This is a genomic window from Alteromonas sp. DY56-G5 (assembly GCF_041414725.1).
Lineage (GTDB): Bacteria > Pseudomonadota > Gammaproteobacteria > Enterobacterales > Alteromonadaceae > Alteromonas > Alteromonas macleodii.
In genome coordinates this window covers 1-26960 of the sequence record NZ_JANHZQ010000052.1, presented here as the reverse complement: position 1 = coordinate 26960, position 26960 = coordinate 1, and the positions used below count along the sequence as shown (strand labels likewise).

The 26960-nt window shown below is 45.0% G+C and carries 20 protein-coding genes and 1 rRNA gene; 13 read left to right on the top strand and 8 right to left on the bottom strand.

Annotated elements, in window-relative coordinates:
- Window positions 1–118: 118 nt before the first annotated feature.
- Entirely contained in the window at window positions 119–2377 is a 2259-nt protein-coding gene (locus NO989_RS18930) for a TonB-dependent receptor (RefSeq protein WP_014947951.1), read from the bottom strand.
- A 306-nt stretch (window positions 2378–2683) separates the two neighbouring features.
- Between NO989_RS18930 and NO989_RS18925 the strand changes: the two genes are divergently transcribed.
- The 3 genes from NO989_RS18925 to NO989_RS18915 all read left to right on the top strand — a co-directional run bounded on the left by NO989_RS18925 (window position 2684) and on the right by NO989_RS18915 (window position 6650).
- Window positions 2684–3718, top strand: coding sequence for a LacI family DNA-binding transcriptional regulator (locus tag NO989_RS18925; protein ID WP_014947952.1), 1035 nt, complete (start codon window positions 2684–2686; stop codon window positions 3716–3718).
- A 167-nt stretch (window positions 3719–3885) separates the two neighbouring features.
- Window positions 3886–5124: a sugar MFS transporter gene (locus NO989_RS18920; protein WP_231506387.1), complete on the top strand. Its 1239-nt coding sequence runs from the start codon at window positions 3886–3888 to the stop codon at window positions 5122–5124.
- A gap of 2 nt (window positions 5125–5126) precedes the next feature.
- Window positions 5127–6650 (top strand): trehalase family glycosidase, encoded by a 1524-nt coding sequence (locus tag NO989_RS18915; protein WP_156085805.1) that lies wholly within the window; start codon window positions 5127–5129, stop codon window positions 6648–6650.
- 71 nt (window positions 6651–6721) lie between these two features.
- On the opposite strand, the gene NO989_RS18910 is transcribed toward NO989_RS18915, so the two are convergent.
- Window positions 6722–8521: a GGDEF domain-containing protein gene (locus NO989_RS18910; protein ID WP_371343025.1), complete on the bottom strand. Its 1800-nt coding sequence runs from the start codon at window positions 8519–8521 to the stop codon at window positions 6722–6724.
- A gap of 159 nt (window positions 8522–8680) precedes the next feature.
- Window positions 8681–9574: a DMT family transporter gene (locus NO989_RS18905; RefSeq protein ID WP_014978068.1), complete on the bottom strand. Its 894-nt coding sequence runs from the start codon at window positions 9572–9574 to the stop codon at window positions 8681–8683.
- Between the two features lie 281 nt (window positions 9575–9855).
- On the opposite strand from NO989_RS18905, the gene NO989_RS18900 reads away from it, so the two are divergent.
- A complete protein-coding gene (locus NO989_RS18900) occupies window positions 9856–10374 on the top strand; it encodes an HAD family hydrolase (protein WP_014978069.1) in 519 nt (172 codons plus the stop codon).
- On the opposite strand, the gene NO989_RS18895 is transcribed toward NO989_RS18900, so the two are convergent.
- Window positions 10371–10529, bottom strand: coding sequence for a hypothetical protein (locus NO989_RS18895; protein ID WP_014978070.1), 159 nt, complete (start codon window positions 10527–10529; stop codon window positions 10371–10373). The genes NO989_RS18900 and NO989_RS18895 overlap by 4 nt on opposite strands.
- 80 nt (window positions 10530–10609) lie before the next feature.
- On the opposite strand from NO989_RS18895, the gene NO989_RS18890 reads away from it, so the two are divergent.
- Window positions 10610–14479 carry an ATP-binding protein gene (locus tag NO989_RS18890; RefSeq protein WP_232306444.1) on the top strand — a complete coding sequence of 1290 codons (3870 nt, stop codon included), beginning with the start codon at window positions 10610–10612 and terminating at the stop codon, window positions 14477–14479.
- A gap of 18 nt (window positions 14480–14497) precedes the next feature.
- Here NO989_RS18890 and NO989_RS18885 read toward each other — a convergent pair whose 3' ends face one another.
- The 3 genes from NO989_RS18885 to NO989_RS18875 all read right to left on the bottom strand — a co-directional run bounded on the left by NO989_RS18885 (window position 14498) and on the right by NO989_RS18875 (window position 16883).
- Complete coding sequence (locus NO989_RS18885; protein ID WP_014947959.1) at window positions 14498–14821, bottom strand: DUF3392 family protein; 324 nt, start codon at window positions 14819–14821, stop codon at window positions 14498–14500.
- 64 nt (window positions 14822–14885) lie between these two features.
- Entirely contained in the window at window positions 14886–15824 is a 939-nt protein-coding gene (locus tag NO989_RS18880) for a sugar phosphate isomerase/epimerase (protein WP_014978072.1), read from the bottom strand.
- A gap of 54 nt (window positions 15825–15878) precedes the next feature.
- Window positions 15879–16883: a LacI family DNA-binding transcriptional regulator gene (locus NO989_RS18875; RefSeq protein WP_014978073.1), complete on the bottom strand. Its 1005-nt coding sequence runs from the start codon at window positions 16881–16883 to the stop codon at window positions 15879–15881.
- 376 nt (window positions 16884–17259) lie between these two features.
- Here NO989_RS18875 and NO989_RS18870 point away from each other — a divergent pair, with 376 nt between their 5' ends.
- The 7 genes from NO989_RS18870 to NO989_RS18840 all read left to right on the top strand — a co-directional run bounded on the left by NO989_RS18870 (window position 17260) and on the right by NO989_RS18840 (window position 24864).
- On the top strand, window positions 17260–18414 hold the full coding sequence (locus tag NO989_RS18870) for a Gfo/Idh/MocA family protein (RefSeq protein WP_014978074.1): 1155 nt from the start codon (window positions 17260–17262) through the stop codon (window positions 18412–18414).
- 36 nt (window positions 18415–18450) lie between these two features.
- A complete protein-coding gene (locus NO989_RS18865) occupies window positions 18451–19518 on the top strand; it encodes a sugar phosphate isomerase/epimerase (protein WP_014978075.1) in 1068 nt (355 codons plus the stop codon).
- A 26-nt stretch (window positions 19519–19544) separates the two neighbouring features.
- The gene (locus NO989_RS18860; protein ID WP_014978076.1) at window positions 19545–20762 is read left to right on the top strand and encodes a nucleoside permease; all 1218 of its coding nucleotides are present in this window, start codon (window positions 19545–19547) and stop codon (window positions 20760–20762) included.
- A complete protein-coding gene (locus tag NO989_RS18855) occupies window positions 20755–21684 on the top strand; it encodes a hydroxypyruvate isomerase family protein (protein ID WP_371343024.1) in 930 nt (309 codons plus the stop codon). Before NO989_RS18860 ends, NO989_RS18855 begins: the two co-directional genes overlap by 8 nt.
- 44 nt (window positions 21685–21728) lie before the next feature.
- Window positions 21729–23414 (top strand): GMC oxidoreductase, encoded by a 1686-nt coding sequence (locus NO989_RS18850; RefSeq protein WP_014997055.1) that lies wholly within the window; start codon window positions 21729–21731, stop codon window positions 23412–23414.
- Window positions 23414–24031 carry a gluconate 2-dehydrogenase subunit 3 family protein gene (locus NO989_RS18845; RefSeq protein ID WP_039225776.1) on the top strand — a complete coding sequence of 206 codons (618 nt, stop codon included), beginning with the start codon at window positions 23414–23416 and terminating at the stop codon, window positions 24029–24031. Before NO989_RS18850 ends, NO989_RS18845 begins: the two co-directional genes overlap by 1 nt.
- Before the next feature lie 65 nt (window positions 24032–24096).
- Window positions 24097–24864 carry a DUF1080 domain-containing protein gene (locus tag NO989_RS18840; RefSeq protein ID WP_101563334.1) on the top strand — a complete coding sequence of 256 codons (768 nt, stop codon included), beginning with the start codon at window positions 24097–24099 and terminating at the stop codon, window positions 24862–24864.
- Here NO989_RS18840 and NO989_RS18835 read toward each other — a convergent pair.
- The gene (locus NO989_RS18835) at window positions 24861–26009 is read right to left on the bottom strand and encodes an iron-containing alcohol dehydrogenase (protein WP_371343023.1); all 1149 of its coding nucleotides are present in this window, start codon (window positions 26007–26009) and stop codon (window positions 24861–24863) included. The two genes, NO989_RS18840 and NO989_RS18835, sit on opposite strands and share 4 nt — an antisense overlap.
- Window positions 26010–26510: 501 nt before the next feature.
- On the opposite strand from NO989_RS18835, the gene NO989_RS18830 reads away from it, so the two are divergent.
- Window positions 26511–26960, top strand: a 16S ribosomal RNA gene (locus tag NO989_RS18830); the annotation flags it as partial.

The window sequence follows — 26960 nt, the reverse complement described above, 5'->3', positions numbered from 1 at the left end:
GACTGATATCGGATTTTGAAGCCTTAAAAAGATCGGTCAACCGATCATGAAAATATTCTTAACTGATCGGCATTAGGCACTAAGGCCGGCTTTATTTTTAGATTTGCGCTTTTTGTTCTTAGAAGAACAAGTAAGAAACGCTAAGCTTCATGCTACGAGGCATAATGTAGCGGCCGTTTGGTGAATCTGGATTACGTGGGTCACCCTCGGTAATACCTTGTTCGTCGGTCAGGTTATCAACAGAGAACTGAAGACGAAGTGATTCAGTTGGCTCTAGCGTTAGACCTACATCAATCTTCTCGTATCCCTCTAGTACAACTGTGTTTTCGTTGTTACCAAAGCGATCATCAACCGCTGATAATGTACCGTATACCGTGGCATACATATCGCCGATATCGAAGCCGTAGCTTGGTGTTACACGTACTTGCCAACCAGGCTGACGCTGAGATTCATTGCCTTCGTTATTGGCGCTGGCAGTAATTTCAGTTTCCTGAATAGTTCCGTTCACGCTCAACGAGAAGCCTGAATCGTGGCTATAGCGACCGTCAAGTTCTATACCGTAAGCTTCGTTAGTAAGAATTTCAGCCGGTGCGCCCGGACGGCGTACAAACGTATCGCCTTTTACTTCGTTTGCGAATGCAGTCGCAAAGAACTGGATGCTGTCATTCATGAACTTATAGCCAAGCTCGCCTTGAGTAACTTCTTGAATCAAGTCGTTACCGCCAGTGTAGGCACCCCAGTTGTCTCTGAAGTCGTCGAAGTAAGGCATTTTATAGCCTCGGTTCATGCGAACGAATACACCGCTGGTGTCATTAAGCGCGTAATTTGCGCCCACTGTCCACGACGTTTTGGTTTCGTCGTACTCAAGCGCTTTAGTTATTTTGCCGTCAAGATCTTCATCTACCGAATAGTTCACTTCGTGATTTTCACGGCGTAGTCCTAAGTCGATGCTCAGGTCTGTGGTTGCGTACCACGTACCCGTTGCATAAAGTGCGAACGTGCTTGCATCACCTACAGAGCTGATGTCGTAGTTCCAATCGCAGCCTTGTGCGTCGGTGTTACATTCGATCCCGTCTAACAATTCGCCGCCTGGCTGCAACACGTGGTAAGCCGTGTTACCAATGCTCCACCAGTCATTAGCTTTGGTTGATGCACTGTAAATACCAAATGATGTATCGAAGTCTTCCCAGCTTTTCGACACAGCAAGGTCGTTAGTGAAAGCTTCAATATCTTTAAGTACTACCCAACGACCGATTTGCTGAATAGGCGTATCACCGTCATACACTGTGCCAGTTACTGCACCAGTGGCTGATTCGCCATTGTCGGCAACATTTGCAACGGTAGTTGCAGAACCATTCGGTACAAGACCAAAAGTATTGGCTTCACCTTTGGTAAGGTTAAAGCGGTCAACTAGCTGCCAGTCGTTGCCTAAGTCAAGCTTAATGCTACCGCCACTTACGTGTCCGTCCCATCCACGACCTTCGCCAAAGTCGAATGACTCAGTGGTATCGTTAGGGCCATACGTAATGGTGCCTTGGCGATTCAATGGACCAATTTGCGTATAGTTTGCGTCGATACCTTCAACGTTTAAAGGTGTAGGTAAGTACCAAGTACCGCGATCGTCAGTTTGACGGGTATAAAGGTTAAGCTCGCCTTTTTCGAAAACTTTAGTGATGTTTACGGTGAACTGGTTACCCTGCTCAGAGTTAAAGCCGGCATCACGAATACCTTCTGAGCTCTTAATGTAGCCACCTACCATGTAGTACAAGTCGTCATCTAGTGCGCCGCTTGCAACCACGTCAATGCGGTTTAGGCCGTAGTCAGAGATAGTGTACTTCGCTGACGCTTCTGTCGACTCGCCACCACGTTTAAGGCGGAAGTTTGTTGTAAGACCAGGTTGACCGTTGCTTACTACTGGGTTTGGACCACCGCGTAAGCCTTCAACCATTTCAATGGTATCGTCTATGCGAAACAGCTGAGAGTTCTCAAGGAAAGATAGCGTAGGTGCAGGGTAGATAGGAGAGTTCTCAAGCGCAATCGTTAAGAACGGCGCATCGCCACCACCTGGAAAACCACGCACAAATACGTTCGCGCCAGACTCACCGCCTGAGCTTTCAACCCAAACACCTGGAATGGCCTTAAACAAATCGGCCGTAGACTTAGGTGCCAATTTTTCAATGTCGCTAGCGTCGATGTTGGTTACCGCGAAGCTTGCGTCAATCTTTCTAATCCCTGCGCCGCCTGGCGTACCGCTGACAACAATGATCTCTGCGTTGTCTTTCGCTTGTTGTTTTACGTCTTCTTGTGCCATGGCAGGCTGCGTTAGTGCTACCGCTACTGCACTCGCCAGCATTCCTTTTGTAAACAACGTTTTCATGGTGTGTGCTCCCGAAAATGTTCTATTGCGTTGTTAACTGAATGCGTTAAACAGGTTTAAAAATTGTTATACGCATCACGATTGCGAAACAAAATAGATCTGTTTGCAAACGATTGCAAGAATAAAATGCAATCGTTTGCAAATTTTTTGTTTATTGTTGTTAACATGGTTTTACGCCAAGACGATTCGCGCTATATTGTGAATTCGGCTGTAGAGTCGACGATTTATCCGGTTTAGGTAGCGGTTTTACGCTTATATTTTGTAGTGCTATCACGGGTAACCCGGTATACCGAAAATTATTAGAGAATGGTCACATTGGTTTCTGAAACAAAACTCACCTTAGCGAAGCTGGCTGATATTGCTGGTGTATCAACATCGACAGCATCACGGGCACTGAAAGACAACCCGCTTATTAAGCAGGAAACCCGAAGCAGAATTCAGGCACTAGCTAAAGAGCACAATTTTAGTATTAACGCGGCCGCTAGCCGCTTAAGAACGCAGAAAACTCACGTGATAGCGGTGATTTTAAATCTAATCGACAACACCGAACAAAGCACCACAGACCCATTCCTGCTTAAGCTGGTGGGAGAGCTAAATCAAGCGCTAAATGCCAAAGGCTACGAGCTACTGCTGTCTAACTCATTTATGGCATCTGACGATTGGGCGAACTACTTTATTCGCAGCCAGCGTGCCGACGGCATTATTGTCATTGGGCAAGGAAAATCCACGGCCAAAATCGACCGAGCAGCACAGTCGGGCATTCCCATTGTAGTGTGGGGCGATGCAAAAACAGACGCACCATATCCCATTATTGGCGGCGACAACTATCTGGGTGGCTATACGGCAACCCAGCATTTGCTGAGCCACGGCGCCAAACGCATCTTGTTTCTTGGAGATTCTGAACACGCGGAAATGCAGGAACGTCACAAAGGATATTCGCAAGCCCACCGCGATGCGAATGTGCCAATAGACACGCAGTGCACCTGCGCCATCGATATTACGTCGAAAGCAGCATACCAATACATTAACGAGCGTATAAAGGCGAATGGGTTAGATTTCGACGGGATCGTTTGTGTAAGTGATATGGTGGCATTAGGCGCGTTAAAAGCGTTAAAAGAGCGCTATGTAGGTATTCCAAGCGATGTAGGCATTGTGGGTTACGACGATATTTCTTTAGCTGAACTTATGCACCCGTCGTTAACAACGGTGCGTCAGAATACTCAGCAAGCCGCAATAGAGATGGTTACGCAGCTATTAAACCAGTTTGAAAACAAACCTACAGAAAGCCAGGTAGTGGAAACAACCTTAATTGCCCGTCGCTCTACGCAGCACAGCGACTAATATTTCGCTTTTTTATCAGCTTTTTAACGCATAAACGCTATTATTTAACGGTAACAGGGTGTCGATATCGAGCTCTAACGAAAAAATAAAAGCGTTTTGCAAACGTTTGCATTTTTATTTTCTTACGACTACACTCCTGCATAATTCAGTTAACAGAGTGTTTACACATGTCCCGATTCATGGTCATTGCAGCCATTGCCATTAGCTACTACGTATTTGCCATACTACTTAACAGCGTGGGGACTGTTATTCTGCAATCGATCAATAGCTTCGACATTAGTAAGCCAGATGCAAGCACACTAGAAGGCTTTAAAGATCTCTCTATTGCTATTGTCTCGTTCCTAGTGGCCAGCTTCATTCCAAGAGTTGGCTACAAGCTTTCAATGTTACTTGGGTTAGCATTAGTGGCCGTTGCCTGTGCGCTGACGCCTTCTATCGCAAGTTTCTGGTTCATTAAAGTGTTGTTTGCCTGCATAGGTACTGCATTTGCGCTAGTGAAAGTGTCGGTGTACGCCATTATTGGGCAGCTGTCGTCTACCACTAAAGCGCACTCATCGCTAATGAACACCATTGAAGGTATTTTTATGTTGGGCGTGTTGTCTGGCTACTGGGTGTTCGCTGGGTTTATCGACCCCAATAACGATGCTTCTTTATCTTGGCTGAACGTTTACTACTTACTAGCTGCGCTGGTTGGTTTTACGTTAATCGTTGTGGCATTGGCTCCTATAAAGCCTGTGGAAAAAGCGCAATCAGAAGGCCTTGCAAGCGAGTTCTTCAGCATGCTGAAATTGGCGTATAAGCCTTTAGTGCTGGTGTTTATCTTCTCTATTTTCTTATACGTGTTAATAGAGCAGGGCATAGGTTCGTGGCTGCCAACTTTTAACAAAGAGGTGCTGGGCTTACCTACTCAAGTCAGCATTCAAATAACCAGTATCTTTGCGATAGCGCTGGCCGTTGGGCGCTTAACTGCGGGCGCAGTACTTACGCGAATGAACTGGTATCCCCTCTTAAATATCTGTTTGGCGGGTATGGCTACGGTAATGCTACTAAGCTTACCGCTTGCCGAAAACGTGGCTGACAGCACAATAGCCAGCTGGGCTGATGCACCAATAGCTGCGTTCCTTATTCCATTAATTGGATTGATGATGGCGCCTATTTACCCCGTATTAAACTCGGTAATGCTAAGCGCGCTACCTCAACATCAACATGCACCTATGACAGGGCTAATTGTGGTATTTTCGGCTCTTGGGGGAACCACAGGTTCTATCGTGACTGGATTTATTTTCGACGCAGTAGGGGGCCAACAAGCATTTTATCTATCGCTTATTCCAATCGGTGCATTAGTGGTAACCCTATTCTTCTTTAAACGAGCGTCTTCTTCTCTATCGCCTAAAGGTGCGCAGTAACTATGAGTTCTTCTTCACACAACTGGCGCGACAGCTTGTCGTTTTTTGCCAGCGACCTGTTTAAACATGTGCAAATGGCACAGCTATTCCCAGACAGCAAAACCTTCGCTGACGCTATTGTTAAAACCGATCTCAATACCGTTTTAGCGGCTTATGAACAAGCGTGTTTAGATGCTGAGAAAAGCGGCGAAGCAGTAGACTTAGCTACGTTTGTTAATACCCATTTCGATACTCCAGAAATGATTAGCGCAACATCGCAAACCAAGTTTGAAAATGTAGCCGATTATATTGAGCATATGTGGCAGGTGCTAACGCGTACCCCCGACACTGAGCAGAAAGACAGCTTAATAGCGCTTACCCGCCCATACATAGTGCCGGGTGGACGCTTTCGCGAAATCTATTACTGGGATACATATTTTACCGCGTTAGGTCTAATTGACGCGGGGCGCACCGACATGGCAATTAACATGTTGGTGAACTTTGTAGATATTTTAAATGAAGTAGGCTGCATTCCTAATGGCAACCGCGCCTATTATTACTCTCGCAGTCAGCCTCCTATTTTGGCGTTGTTTTATAATTTGCTTAAAGACGCACTAAGCGACCAGCAAAAAGAATACGTTATCTGGGGCTTAAAGAAAGAATACCAGTTTTGGATGAATGAAGCGGGCGAGAACGCGTCACAGAAGGGCGCAGCACAACTGCGCACGGTTACCATGCCGTGTGGTGCTACACTTAATCGTTACTTCGACACCGAGCCTACGCCTCGCCCTGAGTCTTATCGAGAAGACATAGAAACAGCAGAGCACATAGGCGCTGACAAAAGTCAGTTTTACCAGCATGTTCGCGCGGCTTGCGAATCGGGTTGGGACTTTAGTTCGCGCTGGCTAGCTAATCCCAATTCACTAGCAAGTATTCGTACAACTGAAATAATTCCCGTAGATTTAAATGCGCTTTTAGTCACGCTTGAACAGACTCTGGCAAGCGTGACTAAAGGTGCCGAGCAAGCGCGCTACAGTGCGGCATCTACAGCGCGAATTAACGCAATAAACACCTATTTATTTAATGCTGAAAAGGCGGGCTATTTTGACTACCACTTCCCCACACAAACTCAAACCGATGTAGTGTCAGCGGCTATGTGTGTGCCGTTGTTCGTTGGTATCGCAAATGAACAACAGGCAGAGGGAGTGCGTGCCGCGGTAATGAACTCCTTGTTAAAAGAAGGTGGCGTGGTAACCACTTCAAACGCGACGTCGCAACAATGGGATGCGCCAAATGGCTGGGCACCGCTTCAACTGTTTGCTGTTGAAGGGCTGCGCAACTATGGGTTTGAAATGCAGGCTCAAACCATCATGCTGCGCTTTTGTAAAACCATTGAGCGTCACTTTGCATCAAGCGGTGTGCTACTTGAAAAGTACAATGTGTGCGAACCGGAAATAAAAGCAGGTGGCGGTGAATACGACGTACAGCTAGGTTTCGGGTGGACCAATGGCGTGTATACCCGTTTTCAGACATATCTGAACCAGTAAACAAACTTCGGTTAAAACAAATACGCGCGGTACCGTAACAACGGGCCGCGCGTTTTTTGGTAGTGTAGATATTAATTGTTGCCTGAGCGGTTACCCATATCAATCGACATGGCAATATCATCGAGTATGTCGTTTAGCCCAGTAATTTTCTCGTTAGCAATAAATACGCTCATCTGCGACTCAACCACGATATGGTCGGAAGTGGCATCGTTTTCAAAGGTATTGTCTAACGCGTTCTGTACGCGATCGAAAAACTGTCGCGCACTTCGTTCTTCAATATTGTGCAGACATAAAATAAATTGCTCGGTACCAAATCGCCCTAGAATATCGTTACCGCGGGTAACATTTTGAAGAGTTTGTGCAATTTGTCGTAATACTAAATCACCTTTTGTTGACCCCATTTTCCGCGTTATTTCACGCAGGTTACTAATGTCGAAGATAGCAATGGCAATGGCTCGGCCTTTTTTCGGCGCATCAAGCTTGTTAATGCGGGCTATCGCCGAATTCGCATTAAGCAGCAGAGTAACGGGATCGATGGCTTTGCGCGCAAGGTGTTTTCTACGAAGTACGTAGCCAGTAATACCACTTACCAGAAGAAAAATAACAATAGCGGTATACAGCGTGTTCTTTCGTTGCTGTTCCGCTTGTTCAATCGCAGATTCCAAATCATAAATGCGGGTATACAAGTTAGCTGCACCAATAATTAAGGCCGAGTCTTGAGTAACTTCACGGCGCTTAGTCACTTCTTTAGAATAAATCTCGTGCGCTTCTTTCGCCTTAGCTAAGTCCTCCAGTGCGATATACATGGATACGTTGAAGCTAAGGTAATCCAAATTTGAACGAAAGATCGGCGGTATCGCGTCATCATTTAACGCTTCAATACCTGATATATATTGCTTAATACAGGTGAGATCGTTGTCATGTAAGCAAATCTCAGCTTTGTGCCAGTTAACAAGAAGCTCGCCTAACGAACTCGAGATGTTCGAAGACGCTTTTTCTAAATCGGGAAGGGTGTAGGTAAGTCGGTTGTAGTTTTCTGTTTTTCTATAGTAAATAGACAGTGCATACTGATACAAGAAGTTGGTTAGCGGTGTGTCTATTTCGCTATTGAGTACACCTAGTTCTAGAATGCTTTGGTAGGCGCGCTCAGTTTGACCGCTGCTTAGCAATGACACAATGGCGCTGATAAGAATACTTACCTTATTACTGCCTTCATATACAAGCAAGCCCATTTCATGTGCTTTTAGATATTGCTCTGCTGCTAAGGCATGTTGCTCTAAATCGCCATATAGTAAACCGATTGCGTTGTGAATATGCGCTAACTCACCGGGGCTGCCATCGTTAGAATAACGCTTAAGCACACCAAACATCTTACCCAATCTTATTTCAGGTGAAGTGGTTTCTGAACAGTAGTTAATTAGGCCTAAAGAAGAGCTGGTAAAGATATCGCTGTGGCGCTCGGGCGATGATAGTGCTTGGGCTTGTTGGTAGTACTTACAGCGTGCTGGATTTTCTCTGGCGTCATAAGAAAAGCCAATTTGATAAATAGCCGATGCAAACGCATAAGAGCTTTCATCAATATTGCTTTGCATAATGGCTTTAAGCAGCATAGTTTCAGCTTCTTCGTACTTACCACGGCAAATTAAAAACTGCCCTTTGGCTACGGTTAAGGCAAAACGTTGTTGTGATGTAAGCGACTCAAGAGCAAGTGTGTCTTCAAGTTCTGGAAGTAGAGACTGATTAGGGCAATCATACGAAGGCGTGCGTACCTTTTCGATAACGGCATCGATGTTGTCGTTTGCCAACGCGGCAAAAGAAACTAGCGCAACGCTCAAAAAAGAGAATACTGTTAAAGATAACCTTTGAAACATGAGAAATAACGTTTTTGTTTTTTCTTCATAATATCGATTTGAGCCCAGAACTACTACACGGGGCACCTAAAAGTTACGTATTTTTTGTATCTTAATGCGTCTACTATTCTCTAAAAAGTTGGGCTATATAAGCATGTGTTAGGTATTTACCCTACATTGCTAATGGGTAGGCGACCCAAAACTAACCAATATAGCTACTCCAACCAAGGCAACGGCAGACCATACAATAGTTGCTTTAGTCGCCCGTTCACCAAGTACCCATGCAACCCCTAGCGACATTAATGCGCTTGTAGCAATAAGGGTTTGAACCACAGCCGCTTTCGCATAAGCAAACGCAAACATTTGTAGGTAAATAGCAGCAGTCGTGCCAAGTAACGTGGCTAACACAAAAGCAGGCCATACACGTTTTCCGCTGTCACTTTCATAGTTAATAACGGGCATATAGCGTGTTTTGGTTATGGCTATAAATGGCACCACAAATACCATACCGCCAACTAAGCGTAAGAACGCAGCGCTGGCAGCGTCAATTTCACCGGCACTTAAAATGTCGCGGCTAACTACGGCACCAACTGCCTGACATAACGCTGCGCCCACACCATACAAATAGCCACTGGTAGCAAATACATGAGTAGTGCTGCGTTTGCGTACCTTTATAACCATATCTACCGAAAACAGCACTACTGCAACGCCAACCCACTGCTGCCAGGTAATCCATTCGCCAATAAAAGCCATAGCAAAAAGGGCAGTGAATAAAGGCGCAAGAGTTTCGGCGACCAGCACCGCTTGGCTATCGCCAATGCTTTGCAAGGCTTTAAAAAAGCAGGTGTCGCCAATGCCTATACCAATAAGCCCGCTAAGCAATAACCACAAAACAGCATGAGTACTAAGCCCCGTTGGTTGAACCACTACTAAAACCACTGCCAAAATGGCAATAGAAATAAGCCCCTTCCAAAAGTTCATGGTAAGCGGCGAAAACGCATTACCCGTTCCACGGAATAAACGCGCAGCAATTGCCCAACAAAGCGCTGTACCTAGCGCAGCAAAAACACCCATAAATTACCTGTTAAAACTTTGCCCAAAAATGCTGGGGCAAATAAGTAGCTTGCCAAAAAGAGCGGCTATGCTAATGCAAGGTGTGGGCGGGGTAAACTTAAATCACATCAGTGGTTTTTAACCAAATGTATTCAACCCTTAATCAAACGTAACAGAAGGCTAAAGGCATTCGTGGCATTATGTTGGCGGTACCATTCGCGAGTAAGTTAAGCGCTGTGCTCAATTAAGTGGGTGTTAACCGAATTTTAAGAATAACAGTGAAGTAAAAGGACGAGAAAAGCGTGAGCGTAGAGCAGATGAACTTAACCGGTATTAAAGGTGTAATATTCGATTTAGACGGCACCTTGGTAGAGTCTAGCCTTAACTTCACGCAAATGCGCGCCGACGTAGGCTGCCCACAAAACGAAGACATTCTTACCTTTGTAGACGCTATTGCGTGCGCCGAAACCAAAGCGAATGCTCACGAAGCTATATTGCAGCACGAACTTGACGATGCGCAAAATGCTAAGTGGTTACCCATTGGCAAAGCCATGGTAGAAAAGGTGCAGGCACACAAGCTCCCCATGGCAATAGTTACCCGTAACTGCCGACAAGCCACCGCCATTAAGGTAGCAAACAACGGCATTCCCATCGATTACGTGCTAACCCGTGAAGATGCCCCAGCCAAGCCCGACCCAACCGCATTATTGATGGTGGCGAACACATGGCAGCTTCAACCGGAAGACTGCCTGTATGTAGGCGACTTTATTTATGACCAGCAAGCCGCCGAGAATGCTGGGATGAAGTGTTTTTTGGTTTAGAGATCAATTTTATGCCCTGAAGGTGGAGTCGGTACTTCGGGTAAGATCGTCATCAATTCTTCTTCTACAAAGCAAGGGTTTCCGATGCCCGCATATACTTTAGTATACTCTTCTTCTCTTAGCTCTTGCATGTTCATATTTTGTTCGATACTCATAGTTAATTCCTTTTCAATTAATTTCAAATAGCTAAAAAGCGCAGAAAGGTTAACAAGGCTACTGACATATGGATTTGCGATTGAAGACAGAAAAGAGATTCATTAAGCACTTTTTCGTGTTTGGCGCAATATTGATGTTTTTCTGTCTCATTATTTCAAATGATGCTAGAGCTCTCGGCGTTACATTAAATGGTAAAACTAAGTTCGCAGGTATTCCCGCAGGTATCATAAGAGACATCGAAGTAGTTGGTGATGCTGTTTATATTGCATCTGAAAATGGTGTGTTTAAGTACTTGGGAGGACAGTCAGAGAGGGTAAGTTATGGTTCGACTCTCAGCACCCGTGGTACGGTTTCTGATCTTTATTTTGATGGGAAAGAAACACTATGGATAGTTGAATTTGGAGTAGGGGTTTACAAGTTTAATGTGGGTACTGGTCTAGCAGAAAGTTTTCATCACGAAAGCAAGTGGCCCAAATATGCATGGAAGATAGGAGTCTTGGAACACTATGTTGTTGTTTCTTTGATAAGCGGCATTATCGTTGTAGACATTGCGACGGGTGAGCTACAAAGTTGGGCATCAAATGTTGGTGTCGGAAACGTAGAAAGAGTCTTATCGCTCTCGGTATCAAAGAGCGGTCTGGTCTTCTTAGCGTCTAAAGACGGATTAGTGATAGTTGATCCTGACAGGAAGGTCAGTGAGTTGATAGCGGTTGACAATTCCTTGACCGCTCTCTCTTCAGTTGACGCAGTCTCAGCGTATGACTCTATAGTTCATATCGGTGGAAAAGAAGGAGTTTATGCTTGGGACATGTCAACTAACGAAAAGCGATTTTATCCGTTCAAAATTCCAAGTTCATCCAGCTCTATTTCAGATGTTTATGTTTCAGAATTAGGTAGGTTATATGTCGCAGCAGGAGGCCTATTCGAAATCAAAGAAGGACGAATAATCAAACCTGACTTTATGTCACCTTTGATAACTTCTGATGGAATAAAAAGCATTGTAAAAATTGCAGAATTACCGTCGGGAGAATTATTAATAGCGTCTTCTCAGCTAGGGCTTGTTTCTATTTCTCACTCACATGAAGCTATAAATCTTGTCCATCAAAATGGCCAGGTCTTTAGAAAGAACATTAAATCATTCGGCACCAGCAGTGATTTTGGGTATGCCGTAGGCACAAGAGATCAAGACTTTCTCATTGATTTGAAAACAGGGGAGGTAAAGCCATTTAGTTTTTGGGAGAATAATAGTTGTATTGATGAATTGTTGAACGAAATTAGTGCGGAATTTACAAATACAGTTTCTGGCTACGACTTCTGCAGTTCTGAGTATTCACACATCACTAGTAACTCTGTTTCCCATTCTTATGTATACCATGACTCTGGGGAGAATGCGTTTTATAACATTATTGATAGAGGTGTGATAGTCGATAAAATACCTGCCCCTCAAAATATGATCACTTCGGTTTTGACTGCCTCTGGTGAAATCGCAGGATTCGATACCAATAGTTATTTTCATATCCAAATGTCCAAATTTAACTGGAAGTCAATTTCTCCTGATGAAGGCAATTGGGTTGGACTGACTTGCTTAATTGAACTGGAGAACACTTTCTTACTCTGTACTTCAGGGCAGGGAATAAAATCTATCAACAAGCGTACAGGAGAGATAGCTTCATCTAGTCTACTCGAAGATACAGGTGCAAGATTTATTAGGGGAGCTCTGTTAAGCACAAATGATAACTTATGGTTCTTATCAAACATGGGGCTCTTTGTTGTAACGTCAGACGGTAACTTAATTTCTTTTAATGAAAATGATGGGATATTTGATACTGACTTTGAATACCGTGGAATACAAGAACTGGGAGATCGCATAATTGTCCTCGGTGACAAGTACTCATATGTAATCTCTGAGAAGAAAGCCATTCTGGCTATGAAGGCCAAAGAAAATATTAAGAGTAGAGTTGTTTTTACCCGTATCGACTGGGCTGCTAAAGATTCGAAATCTCATAAGATGCTTCAAACAACTGGGGGGCTCTCTAACCCCATAATGCTAGAAAGTGATTTTGATGCATTTGCAGTGGACTTTAGAACTAACAGTTTTTCAGAGAATGAAACTCAAAAACTAGAGTACAGAATTCTAGGAATAGACGATGAGTGGAGCGTGCATCCCCAATCACAAGCCTTTCTCACATTGTCGGATCTTAGGTCTGGAAGCTATGAGTTTCAAGCGAGGGTGATGGGAGCTGGAAACCCTATATCTACATTAGCTTTTGAAGTAAAGCCACCGATATACTTTCAAAGGTTTGCTTTTTGGATTTATATCACTATTACTTTAAGTCTCATTATCGCATACAAGCTCAATTATCTGAGCAAGGTATGGGGCTACTTTAAAACTACTAAACTCTACAACCATCTTACCCGCTACGAAATAACCGACGGGCACTCTAAATTTGAAAAGATGCTTCGCAGCAAAGAACGCTTCATTAACGAAATCACTCACGAACTTCGCACCCCAATTCAGCTCATCAATGGATCGTTAGAAGGCATATCCAAAACAGCTCATGCAGCGAGCAAAGAACTGATATGTGTTCAGGACAATATGAAAAGGGTCGAACAGTTGATTAATCAAATGAGTCAAGATGTCCCTAAAGCCTTGGCTGCTGCCGACTACTACAGGTCCTACTCGCCAGACAACATAAAATTCATCGTCCTATCGCTAGAGCCATTAGCCAAGCATAAGCGGCAGAATTTAGAATTACGTATTAAAGGGAAAAAAGAAATTTCGCTCATTAACGACAGCTTAGAGAAAATCCTGGCAAATCTAATTCAAAATGCAATTAAGTTCACACCAGAACTTGGCACAATAAAAGTAGCCGCTATACAAGATAGTAAAGTGCTTAAAGTTATCGTTAGTGATGACGGAGAAGGAATTGATGAGCACTTTCACAAAAAAGTATTCGAGCGATTCACTAAAGGGAGCAGTGAGCATGAAGGTCATGGTGTTGGCTTAGCAATGGTGAAAACCTTAGTTGAACTGAACCAAGGCGAAATTGCGTTAGAGAGTCAAAAAGGCATTGGAACTAAAGTTACCGTAACGTTACCCATTGATGATATTGAGTATGTAAATTCGCATGCTGAAAAATTGTTACCCGCAAATGCCAAATCGAACAAGAAATCACTATTAATAGTTGATGACAGCAGAGAGTTCCGCTCTTATCTATTTGATTTGTTTTCTAGCAAATATCGCTGTTTAGTTGCGCGAAATGGTGTGCAGGCGTTAGACGTTATGCAGCATTACCTTGTCGATCTAGTTATCACAGATCAAATGATGCACGAAATGGACGGGCTGAGTTTAATAAGAGAAATTCGCGGTAATGTCAGCTATGCCAGTATTCCCATATTGATGTTAACTGCGGAAACCGGAACTGAATTAGAAAAATCAGCGCTAGAAGAAAAAGTGGACTACTTCTTGACAAAACCTGCATCAAAAGAGGAAATTACTCTTAGGGTTGAGCATTTATTGTCGGTCAGAGAGGCAAAAGAGCGCGAGGAAGAGGAAAGCGAAGAGCCTGCATTTAAATTTGGATGCCTGAAAATTCCCGAGTTTGATAACGAAAAGGATATGGCGTTCTTTTTGAACTTTATCGCAGTATTGGAAAAGAACTACCACAATGAATCATTCAATAGAGACCAAGCTGCCTCGCAGTTATTGATAAGTCCTAGAAGTTTGAACCGAAGAATGTCAGAGTTGTTTGAATACAACTTCAGCGAGTTTCTTTCACGCTTCAGAATCGAAAAGTCTATTCCGTTACTGTTAGAGGGAAATAGCATTTTAGATACCTGCCTAGACGTTGGCTTCGGCACCGCAGCTTATTTTTCGACGTCCTTTAAAAAGGTTATGAGCTTACCACCCAAAAAGTTTGTGGAGCAATACAATAAAACAGTAGCGTAAAGGTAGTATCTAAAAGAACTAAATATACCTACGCCTTTCCGCCAAAAAACCAATCAATAGAAACGATGCCACATAGCCTGCACCTTGGTACTGCCATGGCAAATAGGCTAGGGTGTGTTTTAAGAACGGTGCGCCGTACAAAGTAAGAGCGCCATAGCCAAAGGCACACAGCACTACAAACAAACTAACGCGAATGGTGAAATGGTAAGGTGCCAGTATGCGTTTTACATGGCCGTTAATCAGGTCGCCGTACACCACTAAAATAGTGGCCATAAGCATAATGCTCATTTCGGTGTAATAGGGGCTTAGGGCGCGAGAAAGGGCACTGAAAAGTTCACTCATAAAATTACTACTATTATGATGTTGTTACTGTGTGCCCATTATAACCACGGCAAGGTCAAAAGCGTTAGTTAACGCCTTTATTAAGTGCGCTTACTGCTTTAAAGCCTTGCTCAATAGTGGCAATGCGGTCGGTGGTCTGATCGCGCTCTACAAATTTGTGTTCAATACCGGCTAACTTGCCGTGCGCGAATATCTCTTTAAAGTTAATCGTGCCTGTGCCCACATCAGCAAAACTGCCGTCTTCAGCCAAATCTTTTACATGCCAAAGTTTAAAGCGGCCTGGGTACTGCTTAAAGTAATCAACGGGGTTTTTACCTGCTTTTACCGTCCAGTATAAATCCAGTTCCATGGCAACAAGGTTTGGGTCGGTCTGAGTTATAAGCACGTCTAAAGGAGTCTTACCGTCGCGTACTTCAAATTCGAAATCGTGGTTGTGGTAGGCAAGAGTAATACCTTCCTTCTTACACGCTTCACCAATGGTATTTAGCTTATCGGCAAGGGCTTGGTATGGCGCAATGCCCGTACCACGTTGGGCTTCGCTAAGCCAAGGGACTACCAAGTACTTGTGACCAACGGTTTGTGCGTCATCTAAAATTTGTGACAGGTTGGTATCGAACGCGTCTAACTGAATATGAGCCGAAGGCGCAGTAAGGCCATTGTCATCAAGCAGTTGCTTAATTTCCTTTGCGCTATGGTCAAAGTAGCCTGCAAATTCCATTTCCGAATAACCAACATCAGCGACCAGTTTAAGCGTAGCCGGCACACTTACTTTCATAATATCTCTAAGCGTATAAAGCTGCAGACCAACAGCACTCTTATGCATGCCCTTCATCATAGCTCCTTTATCACTGCCATGCCCGTGCGCCAAAACAGCAGGAGCGCTCATAGCCGCCAGTAAACCAGATGAATATTTAATGAACTGTCGTCTTGAAACGCCAGAGCCAATATCACTGGCCGCGTCTAAAATTGCTGTCTTACTTAAGTTTGTTTTACTTAAATTCACTGCTTGCTCCTTTTCTGTAGTGGTACATAGGTGATGACGCATCGCTATCATCAATTAACCCAAAGCTTTGCCCGTGCTCTCACGCACAATAAGTTCAAACGGCATAATAACTTTGGGGGCCTTGCGAATTTTTCCGTTAAGAAGGTCCACCAGTAGCGTAACCGCCGTTCTACCAAACTCTTCTGCAGGTTGGGCAATAGTGGTTAGCGGTGGGTCGACAAATGCTGAAAACGCAATGTCATCGAAACCTGCCACCGATATGTCATTAGGAACATGTAGGTTGGCTTGCTTGAAGGCTTGCATGGCACCAATAGCCGTTTCGTCGTTCTCACAAAATACGGCGGTGGGTCTACTTTCAAGGTGACTAATGGTTTCCCCTGCGTTGTATCCGGCCTGTAATGTAAAATCCCCCGGGAACAACAAGCTCTGATCAAAGGCAATATTGGCTTGCGCTAATGCGTCTTTATATCCAACCAAGCGTTCTTGGGTAAGCGGACTTGAATTAGGTCCTTTGATCATGGCTATACGGGTATGGCCTAATGAAATTAAGTGCTCGGTCATTGCTTTGGCTGCAGCACGGTTGTCTAACGACACAACAGGATATTGGCCATCGTCAATCACCTCACAGGCATTCACCATGGGAAGCAGGCCATTGTCGTTGATCATCGTGGCATCAAATGGGTTGTGCGCACGTAACTGTATAAGCCCATCAGCCTGAGAAGTACTTACCATCTTGGCGTAATGGCTTTCTATTTCACTATTACCAAGCGTATTGGCAAGTAAAATAGAATAGCCCAGTTCGGCTGCCGCTTCCTGCATACCGCTAATAACACGGGCAAAAAATACGTTCGCTACCGTAGGCACCAGTACCACTAAATTGTGCGTTTTTCCCGAACGAAACTTAACTGCCATTAAGTTAGGTTTATATCCAACTGCCTGAACAGCGACCATCACCTTATTGCGCGTTTTAGGAGAAACACGCTCAGGTTGTTGCAATGTTCTTGATACGGTAGCGACCGACACGCCGGCACTATCTGCTACATCTCTAATATTTGCCATTTACGTTATTGTTGTTTGTTAATCCACTCGCGCATTGTAAACCTAACCCAGTAAAGGTGTGGTCTATACGATGGTAGCGAATTCAAAATTTACGTGAAATTAATATGTAACCGTTTTCATTTTAAGCAAAAGAATACGCACTTTCATTAAAACGTCAAAGGTTATTTGTAGGATTTATGTAAATTTGAGCTAGTGTTATGTTCAAATTTAGTGCAGGGATAGGCTGTTAAAGGTAACAAAGCCCGGGTGTTACCTCGCCATTTGTAAACTTTAGATTAATAAAATGCTGTTTTTTGTATTGACCATTAAAATGTAACGGGTTACATTTTGTGGCATTAGTAACACCAATAGTGCGTTTGCACACAGAGGAATTTCAATGCAACCAATTCGAATGGGAATGATCGGAGGCGGGGAAGGCGCGTTTATCGGTGCCGTGCATCGTCATGCCGCAGGGTTAGATGGGAACTACCAGTTGGTGTGTGGTGCATTTAGCCGCAACGAAGAAAATAATACGCGTACTGCTTCTGCATTAAACGTATCAACATCGCGTACATACGATAGCTGGCAGTCAATGTTAGAAGAAGAAGCCAAATTACCTGAGCAGCAGCGCATGCAGGTTGTGGTTATCGTAACGCCTAATCATCTACACGTACCTATTTCACTTGCTGCAATTAAGGCGGGCTTTCATGTCTTCTGTGAAAAACCAGCAGGCGTTAGCTTTGCAGAAGTAAAAGAGCTTCAAGATGTTATTCACGCCAGTGAATCGCTATACGGCTTGGCTCATACCTACCTTGGTTATCCTATGGTTTGGCAAGCACGTCATCTCGTTGAAAGCGGTAAGCTGGGCAAAATTCGAAAAGTGTATGTTGAGTATCCGCAAGGCTGGTTGTCTGGCGAAGAAGAAACGCACAATAAGCAAGCGCAGTGGCGTACCGACCCAGCAATTTCTGGCGCAACGGGCGCAATGGGCGACATCGGCACTCATGCCTTTGGACTTGTTGAGTTTGTATTAAACGACAGTGTTACCTCGTTATGCGGCGAGTTAAACACCCATGTTGAAGGACGCCGATTAGATGACGACGGCGCCGCACTTATTAAAACTAAAAAGGGCGCATCGGGTGTGCTGATTGCTTCACAGGTTTGTGCAGGTGAAGAAAACGCATTGAAGATCCGTGTCTACGGTGACAAAGGTGGCTTGGAGTGGCGTCAAATGGAGCCAAACTCCGTTATCTATCGCCCTGTTGATGCCCCTTATCAAGTGTTTAGAGCCGGCCAGGGTCAAGTTGGGTTATGTGATGCTGCATCTGCACGTTGTCGTGTTCCAGCTGGCCACCCAGAGGGCTACTTAGAAGCAATGGCAAACTTGTATACCGATTTTGCGAAAGCGGTACGCGCGAATCAAAAAGGCAAAGCTGACGGCGTTCCAGGAATAAATTCAGGCATACGCGGAATGGTATTTATAGATGCCATGCTTGCCAGTACTGACAGCGACACCAAATGGGAGTCGGTCAGTCAGGAAGGAACGCAGTAATGCAATTAAAACATACAATGAAAAAGGTGAGCGCTTATGGCTACTAACCAACAACCTATAAAAGGGCCGGCTATCTTTCTTGCTCAGTTCATGGGAAAAGAAGCGCCGTTCGATACGCTCGAAAATATGGCGAAGTGGGCAGCGTCGCTTGGTTACAAGGGAATACAGGTACCTACCGATCCTAGTCTGTTTGATTTAGAAAAAGCAGCTGAAAGCCAAGAGTACTGCGACAATATCGCGAAAACTTGTAAAGACGCTGGCGTAGAAATCACTGAGCTTTCTACGCACTTACAAGGTCAGCTAGTGGCGGTTCACCCCGCTTACGACGAGTTATTTGATAACTTTGCGCCGGCACACTTACACGGCAAGCCACAGGAGCGAACCGAATGGGCAGTTAATCAGCTTAAATGTGCGGCTATTGCCAGTAAACGCTTGGGACTAAAAGCCCACGCTACCTTTTCTGGTGCATTAATGTGGCACTTGGTTTACCCGTGGCCTCAGCGTCCTGCTGGCTTGGTCGAGCAAGGCTTTGCTGAATTAGCCAAGCGTTGGAAACCCATTCTCAATGCATTCGACGACGCGGGTGTTGATGTATGCTACGAAATTCACCCCGGGGAAGACCTGCACGATGGCGCTTCGTTCGAACAGTTTTTAAAAGCTGTAGATAACCACCCACGAGCAAATATTCTTTTCGATCCAAGCCACTTTGTTTTGCAGCAGCTTGACTACCTTGACTTCATTGACCGCTACCACAGCCGGATCAAAATGTTTCACGTCAAAGACGCCGAGTTCAATCCGAACGGTAGAAACGGTGTGTACGGCGGCTATCAAGACTGGCAAGACCGCGCGGGACGTTTTCGTTCCCTTGGCGACGGCCAAGTCGACTTCAAAGGTATTTTCAGCAAGCTTACCCAGTATGGCTTCACAGGCTGGGCAGTACTAGAGTGGGAATGCTGCTTAAAAGACAGTGCGCAAGGTGCAGCAGAGGGCGCACCGTTTATCGCTTCACACATTATCGAGCCAAGCAAATATGCGTTTGACGACTTTGCTGGTGGAGACGTAAGCGAAGCGAAGAATAATCGTATTTTAGGCCTTGAGCGCTAAGCGCCATCAATAGGATAACAATAACTATGATAACCCTACGCCTTAGTTTGATGATGTTCCTTCAGTTCTTCATTTGGGGGGGCTGGTTTGTAACATTAGGCACGTATCTATCGAATACCCTGTCTGCCAATGGTGGGCAAATCGGTATGGCTTTTTCAACCCAGAGCTGGGGCGCCATCATTGCCCCCTTTATTGTGGGCCTTATTGCTGACCGATTCTTTAATGCAGAAAAGATCCTCGGCTTACTACACATTGTTGGCGCCGTGCTTATGTACTTTATGTACCAAGCGAATGATTTTGCCAGCTTCTACCCTTATGTGTTGGCATACATGATTGCATACATGCCTACGCTTGCTTTGGTTAACTCAGTGTCATTCGGACAAATGGTCGACCCTTCCAAAGAGTTCGGAAAAGTTCGTGTGTGGGGCACTATCGGCTGGATTGTGGCAGGCCTTATGATTAGCTATGTCTTCTCATGGGATTCTGCCCAGTCTATTGCCGATGGTATGCTCAAAAACACGTTCTTATTGTGCAGCGTTGCCTCGCTAATGTTGGGCGTATTCAGTTTTACACTGCCAAACACGCCACCTCAATCTAGCGGTAAAGCGGTAACTATTCGCGACATTCTTGGCTTGGACGCGTTGGCACTGTTAAAAGACAAAAACTTCTTTGTATTCTTTCTTTCATCTGTACTTATTTGTATTCCACTGGCGTTTTACTACCAGAATGCGAACCCATTCCTTACTGAAATAGGCGTTGAAAATGCAACGGGCAAAATGACACTAGGTCAAGTTTCCGAAGTATTGTTCATGTTGGCCCTGCCGGTATTTTTGAACCGTTTCGGCATTAAAGCCACGTTAGTGATAGGCATGGCAGCGTGGGTTGTACGTTATGCACTGTTCGCATTCGGAAACGCTGACGAAGGCTTGTTCATGCTTATTGTTGGTATTGCACTGCACGGTATTTGTTACGACTTCTTCTTTGTATCAGGGCAAATCTATACCAATGCAAAGGCGGGAGAAAACGTAAAAAGTGCAGCGCAGGGGCTAATTACCTTAGCGACATATGGCGTAGGTATGCTGGTGGGTTTCGCGGTTGCTGGCGCAATTACCGACACCTACACGATGGAAACCGGTGCGCACAGTTGGCAGCAGGTCTGGTTATTCCCAGCAGGGTTTGCCGCGGTTGTGTTAGTGCTATTCGCCATTCTGTTCAGAAAGGAAAAGGTGAACGCAGATGCATAACATTACCCGCAGAAAATTACTTCAAAGTATGGCTATGACAGGGGCAGGCATTGCCGGAACAGGGTTAGCAGCCGCTGGTTTAGCCACTGCGATGCCTGCTGTAGCGAGTACAAACGGCACGAAAGGTAGCAACACCATGAATACGCCGCTTAAAGGAAATGTAAACCATTCGGTAAGCCGATGGACCTACGGCGATTTAAGCATTGAAGAGTTGTGCCAGACCGTTAAGCAATTAGGATTTGGAGCCATTGACTTGGTAGGCCCTGAAGATTGGCCTGTGCTAAAGCAGTACGGCATCGACTCTTCTATGTGTAACGGCGCCGAGATAAGTCTTGAAGACGGCTTCATTCACAGTGAGCTCCACGACGAACTAGAAGCGCGTTATATAAAGCACATCGATTTGGTCGCTGATGCAGGTTATACAAACCTTATCTGCTTTAGCGGCAATGCCCGAGGCATGTCACGAGAAGATGGACTGGAAAATGCGGTTAAAGGGTTAAAACGCATTTTACCTCATGCTGAAAAACGCAACGTAGTGATTTTCATGGAGCTGTTTAACAGCAAAGTCGACCACCCTGATTACATGGCCGACAATTCTGCATGGGGAATAGAGCTTTGCAAACGCCTAGGCTCTAAGCACTTCTCACTACTTTACGATATCTACCACATGCAAATTAATGAGGGGGATATCATCCGAACTATTCGAGATAACTATCAGTACTTTGGTCATTACCATACGGCCGGCGTACCTGGGCGTCACGAAATAGATGCTTCTCAAGAACTCAATTATGAAGCAATAGCTAAAGCCATTGTCGAGACCGGATTTAAAGGCTACTTAGCACAAGAGTTTATACCCACACCGAAAACCAAAGCCAACAGAATAGCGTCGCTACAACAAGCGATCCATATCTGTGATGTGTAACGTGCGAACAGGCACAGCGACGAATTAAGTTTTAAGGACGTGTTATGGCGAGTAACGAATATGATGCAATAGTTATTGGATCTGGTATCAGTGGCGGTTGGGCTGCTAAGGAGCTAACTGAAAAGGGCCTAAAAGTGCTCATGTTAGAACGTGGCCAAAATATCGAGCATATTAAAGATTATAAAAATGCGCATAAAGAGGATTGGGATTTTCCTCACCGAGATCTGCCTACTCAGGCTATGAAAGTTGACTACCCTGTGCTTAAGCGTGATTACCCGCTAAATGAAAAAACGTACGGCATGTGGGCAAATGAAAAAGAAAATCCTTATACCGAAGACAAGCGCTTCGACTGGTACAGAGGCTACCACGTGGGTGGGCGCTCACTGTTGTGGGGGCGTCAAAGCTATCGTTTGAATAAAGAAGATTTCGAAGCCAATGCTAAAGAAGGCATTGCGGTCGACTGGCCCATTCGCTATGAAGATTTGGCGCCATGGTACGATTATGTAGAAAAATTCGCAGGTATCAGCGGTAATCGCGACGGCTTAGATGTATTGCCTGATGGCGTTTACCAGCCGCCAATGCCAATGAATATTGTAGAGGAAAGTGTCGCGGCGCGGGTGAAAAAGGCCTATGAAGGCGCGCGTCACATGGTACATGGCCGCACTTCAAACATGACACAAAGCAAGCCTGAAGAAGGGCGTGTTCATTGCCAATACCGCAATAAGTGTTGGTTGGGTTGCCCCTTCGGTGGCTACTTTAGTACACAAGCCTCTACGCTTCCGGCTGCGGTTAAAACAGGTAACTTAACCCTTCGACCTTTCTCGATAGTAAAAGAGATCTTGTTCGACAAAGACAAGAAGCGCGCGACTGGCGTTGAAATTATCGATGCAGAAACCAACGAGACCTATGTATTTAAAAGCAAGATCATCTTTGTAAATGCGTCAGCACTTAACTCGGCGTGGGTACTGATGAACTCTGCCACAGACGTATGGGACGGTGGCTTAGGAAGCAGCAGCGGCGAGTTGGGTCACAACGTTATGGATCACCACTTTAGAGTCGGTGCTTCAGCTGAAGTTGAAGGTTTTGACGACAAATATACCTACGGTCGCAGGCCGAGTGGCTTCTATGTGCCAAGGTTTAGAAACTGGGGAAGTGATAAACGAGACTACCTGCGTGGATTTGGTTATCAAGGCGGCGCAAGCCGTTCAGGTTGGCGCAAAGACATAGCTGAGCTTGGTATAGGTGCTGGGCTTAAAGATGCGATAACCGAGCCTGGTCCATGGACAATAGGCATGACAGCGTTCGGTGAAATTCTTCCGTATCACGAGAACAAAGTGTACTTGAACAAAAAAGTCACCGACAAATGGGGCTTACCAGTACTCGCAATGGATGTCGAGATTAAAGAAAACGAGCTTAAGATGCGCAAGGACATGCAGCAAGACGCGATTGAGATGTTTGAAGCGGCTGGCCTTAAAAATGTTCAAGGCTGGGATGCTGACTACGCACCTGGCATGGGCATTCATGAAATGGGCACCGCGCGTATGGGAAGAGACCCAAAAAGCTCTGTGCTTAATGCGCATAACCAAGTGTGGGATGCACCGAACGTATTTGTGACCGATGGTGCGGCAATGACATCGGCCAGCTGTGTTAACCCTTCACTGACCTATATGGCATTAACGGCAAGAGCCGCAGACTTTGCCGTAGAAGAGTTAAAGCGAGGAAATCTATAATGGAACGCAGAGAACTACTTAAACTCATAGCAACTGCTACAGGCACAGCATTGTTCGCAGGTAATGTACTTGCCTACACAGATGTGCCCGCTGTACCGCTTAGCGACACATTATTTAATGAAAAAGATGTGGCCTTGCTGAATGAAATGGGTGAGGTGATCATTCCTCAAACTGACACGCCTGGAGCAAAAGCGGCCAACGTTGGCGCGACAATGGCTGTGTTGATAACCGATTGCTACACACCTTTACTTCAAAAGACCTTTCTTGATGGAATTAAGAAAATATCTTCGTTAAGTCAAAGTCGTTTCAACAAGCAATTTGTTCAGCTTACCAAGCAAGAACGAGAGGCTTTATTTAACGACCTGGATGTAGAAGCGAAAGCGGCGAATCTTGCTAACGGTGTTTATCAAGGTGTTGAAACAGGAAAGCCAAGTCAGTGGGAGCCAGGCACCGATGAGCCAACCCCTCACTACTTTACGTTATTAAAACAGCTAACACTTTATTGCTTTTTCACGTCTCAAGTTGGCGCGACTAAAGTACTTCGATATGTGGCTATTCCTGGACGTTACGACGGTGCATTCCCTTATAAAAAGGGCGACAAAGCGTGGGCAACCTAAGCCTGCGCTATCGAGCTGCCAAACACAACACAGTTATATAACGGATAAAACAAGGTACAGACACTATGAATAAAACATTCGTCGCTTCAACAGTGGCTTTGCTTATGCCACTTTCTGCATGCGCAACGACAGATGCAGATACTGAAAAAAGCGAATCGCGGTTAACCCGCGAACAACAGGCCGCTAAAACGGAAGTTTGGGAACCTGTTCCTGAAGTGGTTTCTTTTGATAAGGCAGGCGTGCCCTCTGATGCCATCTCTTTAATTGGTGATGACCTATCTAACTGGACTTCAGTAAAGGAAGGTGATGCTAAGTGGACGCTGGAAAACGGTGTTCTAACAGTGAAGCCGGGAACAGGCGATATCAAAACAAAAGCAGAGTTCTGTGATGTTCAGTTGCACGTAGAGTGGAAAGCGCCACAGCCAGAAGCAGGTATGGAAGGACAACAGCGCAATAACAGTGGTATCTTCCTGCAGCAGCGATATGAAATTCAAGTCTTGGACTCATATCAGAATAAGACCTATCCCAATGGTCAAGCGGCAAGTGTTTATAAACAAACCATTCCTTTAGTTAACGCTATGAAGGCGCCTGGCGAATGGCAAACTTACGACATCATATATAAAGCCCCTACTTTTAACGGTGAAGCGCTAGCAACGAAAGGTTATGTTACGGTAATACATAACGGCGTAGTGGTTCAGAACCATACTGAAATTCAAGGGACAACAGAATGGATCGGTGCACCTAAGTACAAAGCTCACGGATGCGCGCCGCTTCAATTGCAAGATCACGGCAATTTAGTAAGCTTTAAAAATATGTGGGTAAGACCACTTTAAAAAGCAAGCCGATAGATATCTTCAATCTCTTCAATACTCAATTGCTTGGGGTTGTTGCGAAGAAGGCGAGTTACTTTACTCGCCTCTTCTGCTAATTCACCTACACAAGAAGGCGGAATATTAAAGTGGGTGAGTGAAGCGGGAATGCCTACGTCGCGACACAGTTTTTCTATAGCAACTAATAACAGTTTAATTGCTTCCTCTTTTGAGTGATGGCGCTCACATACCTTTAATAGCTTTGCTACACAATAAAGTTTGTCTTGGCAGAACGGCGCATTTACTTTCAATACATGAGGTAGCATTACCGCGTTACTCATGCCATGTGACAGATGAAACCGTCCCCCCAGTGGATAAGCTAAGGCATGTACTGCCCCTACGCCTGCGTTTCCAAACGCAAGACCCGCCATTAAACTGCCGGTGGCCATATCTTCACGTGCAGATAAGTTCTCACCATTGTTATAAGCGTGAAGTAATGAATTGAAGATAAGCTTGAGTGCTTTCTCTGCCAGAGCGTCGGTTATCGGACTAGCATTTACACTTATATAAGCTTCAAGCGCGTGAACGAATGCGTCTATACCGCTCGCTGCTGTAATGGACGGGGGGCAGGTTTTTGTCATCTCCGGTGCAACGATCGCAACATCAGGTAGCAAGCAGTGGCTAACAATTCCTTTTTTCATCTGTGCTATCGAATCTGACAAAATAGCAATGTTGGTAACTTCTGAACCTGTACCGGCGGTAGTGGGGATAACAATAAGAGGCAAACGACGTTTCGAAAGCGTATTTTCTCCGAAGAGTTCACTGAGGGGGCCAGTATGATCGTATGTAGCTGCAAGTACTTTTGCACTATCAATAGCGCTACCTCCACCAAGAGCAATAATTCCGTCTACTTGCTTCTCACGAAGTATCGCTAACTTATCTTCTATGATATTCACTTCAGGCTCTGGTGGAATGTCATCAATAATAAGTAAGGGTGAAGAGGGTAATAGTGTGAGTAGTTGATCAAGAAGACCAGATGAAGAAACGCCCTTGTCAGTAACGATGGCACATTCCTTTATGGATAATCTCGCCATTTCATCCGTGAGGGCTTTAATAGCGCCAAGACCCGTTATGAGTTTTCCAGCGGTTTTAAATTCAGAAACCTTCATGCAAACCCCTCAATAATCCACGTACACGTTCAAATACTGTTCTATTAATTTATAGTACACAGCGTGACTTACCAATTAACTAACCTTATAGATCGTGAAAAGCGCGGTGAATTAGTGGTTTTTATGAACGTATTGCACATTGTTTATACAAACGATCGAAAAATAAGGATTTTTTTAAAATACTTGTTGACGTGAGCGCTCATTTCCCTAAAATGCGCATCCGCTTCGGGGGAAAAGCAAAACAGCAAGCCTTCTGAAGTAAGTCTCTACTACCTTTATAGGCCAGTAAAGACGGGAGTTTAGAAGAAACGCTTCAGAAAATAAATTTTCAAAAAGTGTTGACAACGAAAATTTCCAGCGTATAATGCGCACCTCACTCGAACAGGGTGAGTCACTGAGAAGCAACGGCTTCTAGTGAATGTTCTTTAAAAATTTAGACAAGACAATCTGTGTGGGCACTCGTTAAGAGTGTCACAACGACGATTCATATTTCGATATATTTAATTGAAGAGTTTGATCATGGCTCAGATTGAACGCTGGCGGCAGGCCTAACACATGCAAGTCGAACGGTAACATTTCTAGCTTGCTAGAAGATGACGAGTGGCGGACGGGTGAGTAATGCTTGGGAACTTGCCTTTGCGAGGGGGGTAACAGTTGGAAACGACTGCTAATACCGCATAATGTCTTCGGACCAAACGGGGCTTCGGCTCCGGCGCAAAGAGAGGCCCAAGTGAGATTAGCTAGTTGGTAAGGTAACGGCTTACCAAGGCGACGATCTCTAGCTGTTCTGAGAGGAAGATCAGCCACACTGGGACTGAGACACGGCCCAGACTCCTACGGGAGGCAGCAGTGGGGAATATTGCACAATGGGGGAAACCCTGATGCAGCCATGCCGCGTGTGTGAAGAAGGCCTTCGGGTTGTAAAGCACTTTCAGTTGTGAGGAAAAGTTA

Coding starts and splice junctions, on each gene's coding strand:
- NO989_RS18930 (WP_014947951.1), bottom strand. CDS start 2,377: ATGAAAACGTTGTTTACAAAAGGAATGCTGGCGAGTGCAGTAGCGGTA.
- NO989_RS18925 (WP_014947952.1), top strand. CDS start 2,684: ATGGTCACATTGGTTTCTGAAACAAAACTCACCTTAGCGAAGCTGGCT.
- NO989_RS18920 (WP_231506387.1), top strand. CDS start 3,886: ATGTCCCGATTCATGGTCATTGCAGCCATTGCCATTAGCTACTACGTA.
- NO989_RS18915 (WP_156085805.1), top strand. CDS start 5,127: ATGAGTTCTTCTTCACACAACTGGCGCGACAGCTTGTCGTTTTTTGCC.
- NO989_RS18910 (WP_371343025.1), bottom strand. CDS start 8,521: ATGTTTCAAAGGTTATCTTTAACAGTATTCTCTTTTTTGAGCGTTGCG.
- NO989_RS18905 (WP_014978068.1), bottom strand. CDS start 9,574: ATGGGTGTTTTTGCTGCGCTAGGTACAGCGCTTTGTTGGGCAATTGCT.
- NO989_RS18895 (WP_014978070.1), bottom strand. CDS start 10,529: ATGAGTATCGAACAAAATATGAACATGCAAGAGCTAAGAGAAGAAGAG.
- NO989_RS18885 (WP_014947959.1), bottom strand. CDS start 14,821: ATGAGTGAACTTTTCAGTGCCCTTTCTCGCGCCCTAAGCCCCTATTAC.
- NO989_RS18875 (WP_014978073.1), bottom strand. CDS start 16,883: ATGGCAAATATTAGAGATGTAGCAGATAGTGCCGGCGTGTCGGTCGCT.
- NO989_RS18870 (WP_014978074.1), top strand. CDS start 17,260: ATGCAACCAATTCGAATGGGAATGATCGGAGGCGGGGAAGGCGCGTTT.
- NO989_RS18865 (WP_014978075.1), top strand. CDS start 18,451: ATGGCTACTAACCAACAACCTATAAAAGGGCCGGCTATCTTTCTTGCT.
- NO989_RS18860 (WP_014978076.1), top strand. CDS start 19,545: ATGATAACCCTACGCCTTAGTTTGATGATGTTCCTTCAGTTCTTCATT.
- NO989_RS18855 (WP_371343024.1), top strand. CDS start 20,755: ATGCATAACATTACCCGCAGAAAATTACTTCAAAGTATGGCTATGACA.
- NO989_RS18850 (WP_014997055.1), top strand. CDS start 21,729: ATGGCGAGTAACGAATATGATGCAATAGTTATTGGATCTGGTATCAGT.
- NO989_RS18845 (WP_039225776.1), top strand. CDS start 23,414: ATGGAACGCAGAGAACTACTTAAACTCATAGCAACTGCTACAGGCACA.
- NO989_RS18840 (WP_101563334.1), top strand. CDS start 24,097: ATGAATAAAACATTCGTCGCTTCAACAGTGGCTTTGCTTATGCCACTT.
- NO989_RS18835 (WP_371343023.1), bottom strand. CDS start 26,009: ATGAAGGTTTCTGAATTTAAAACCGCTGGAAAACTCATAACGGGTCTT.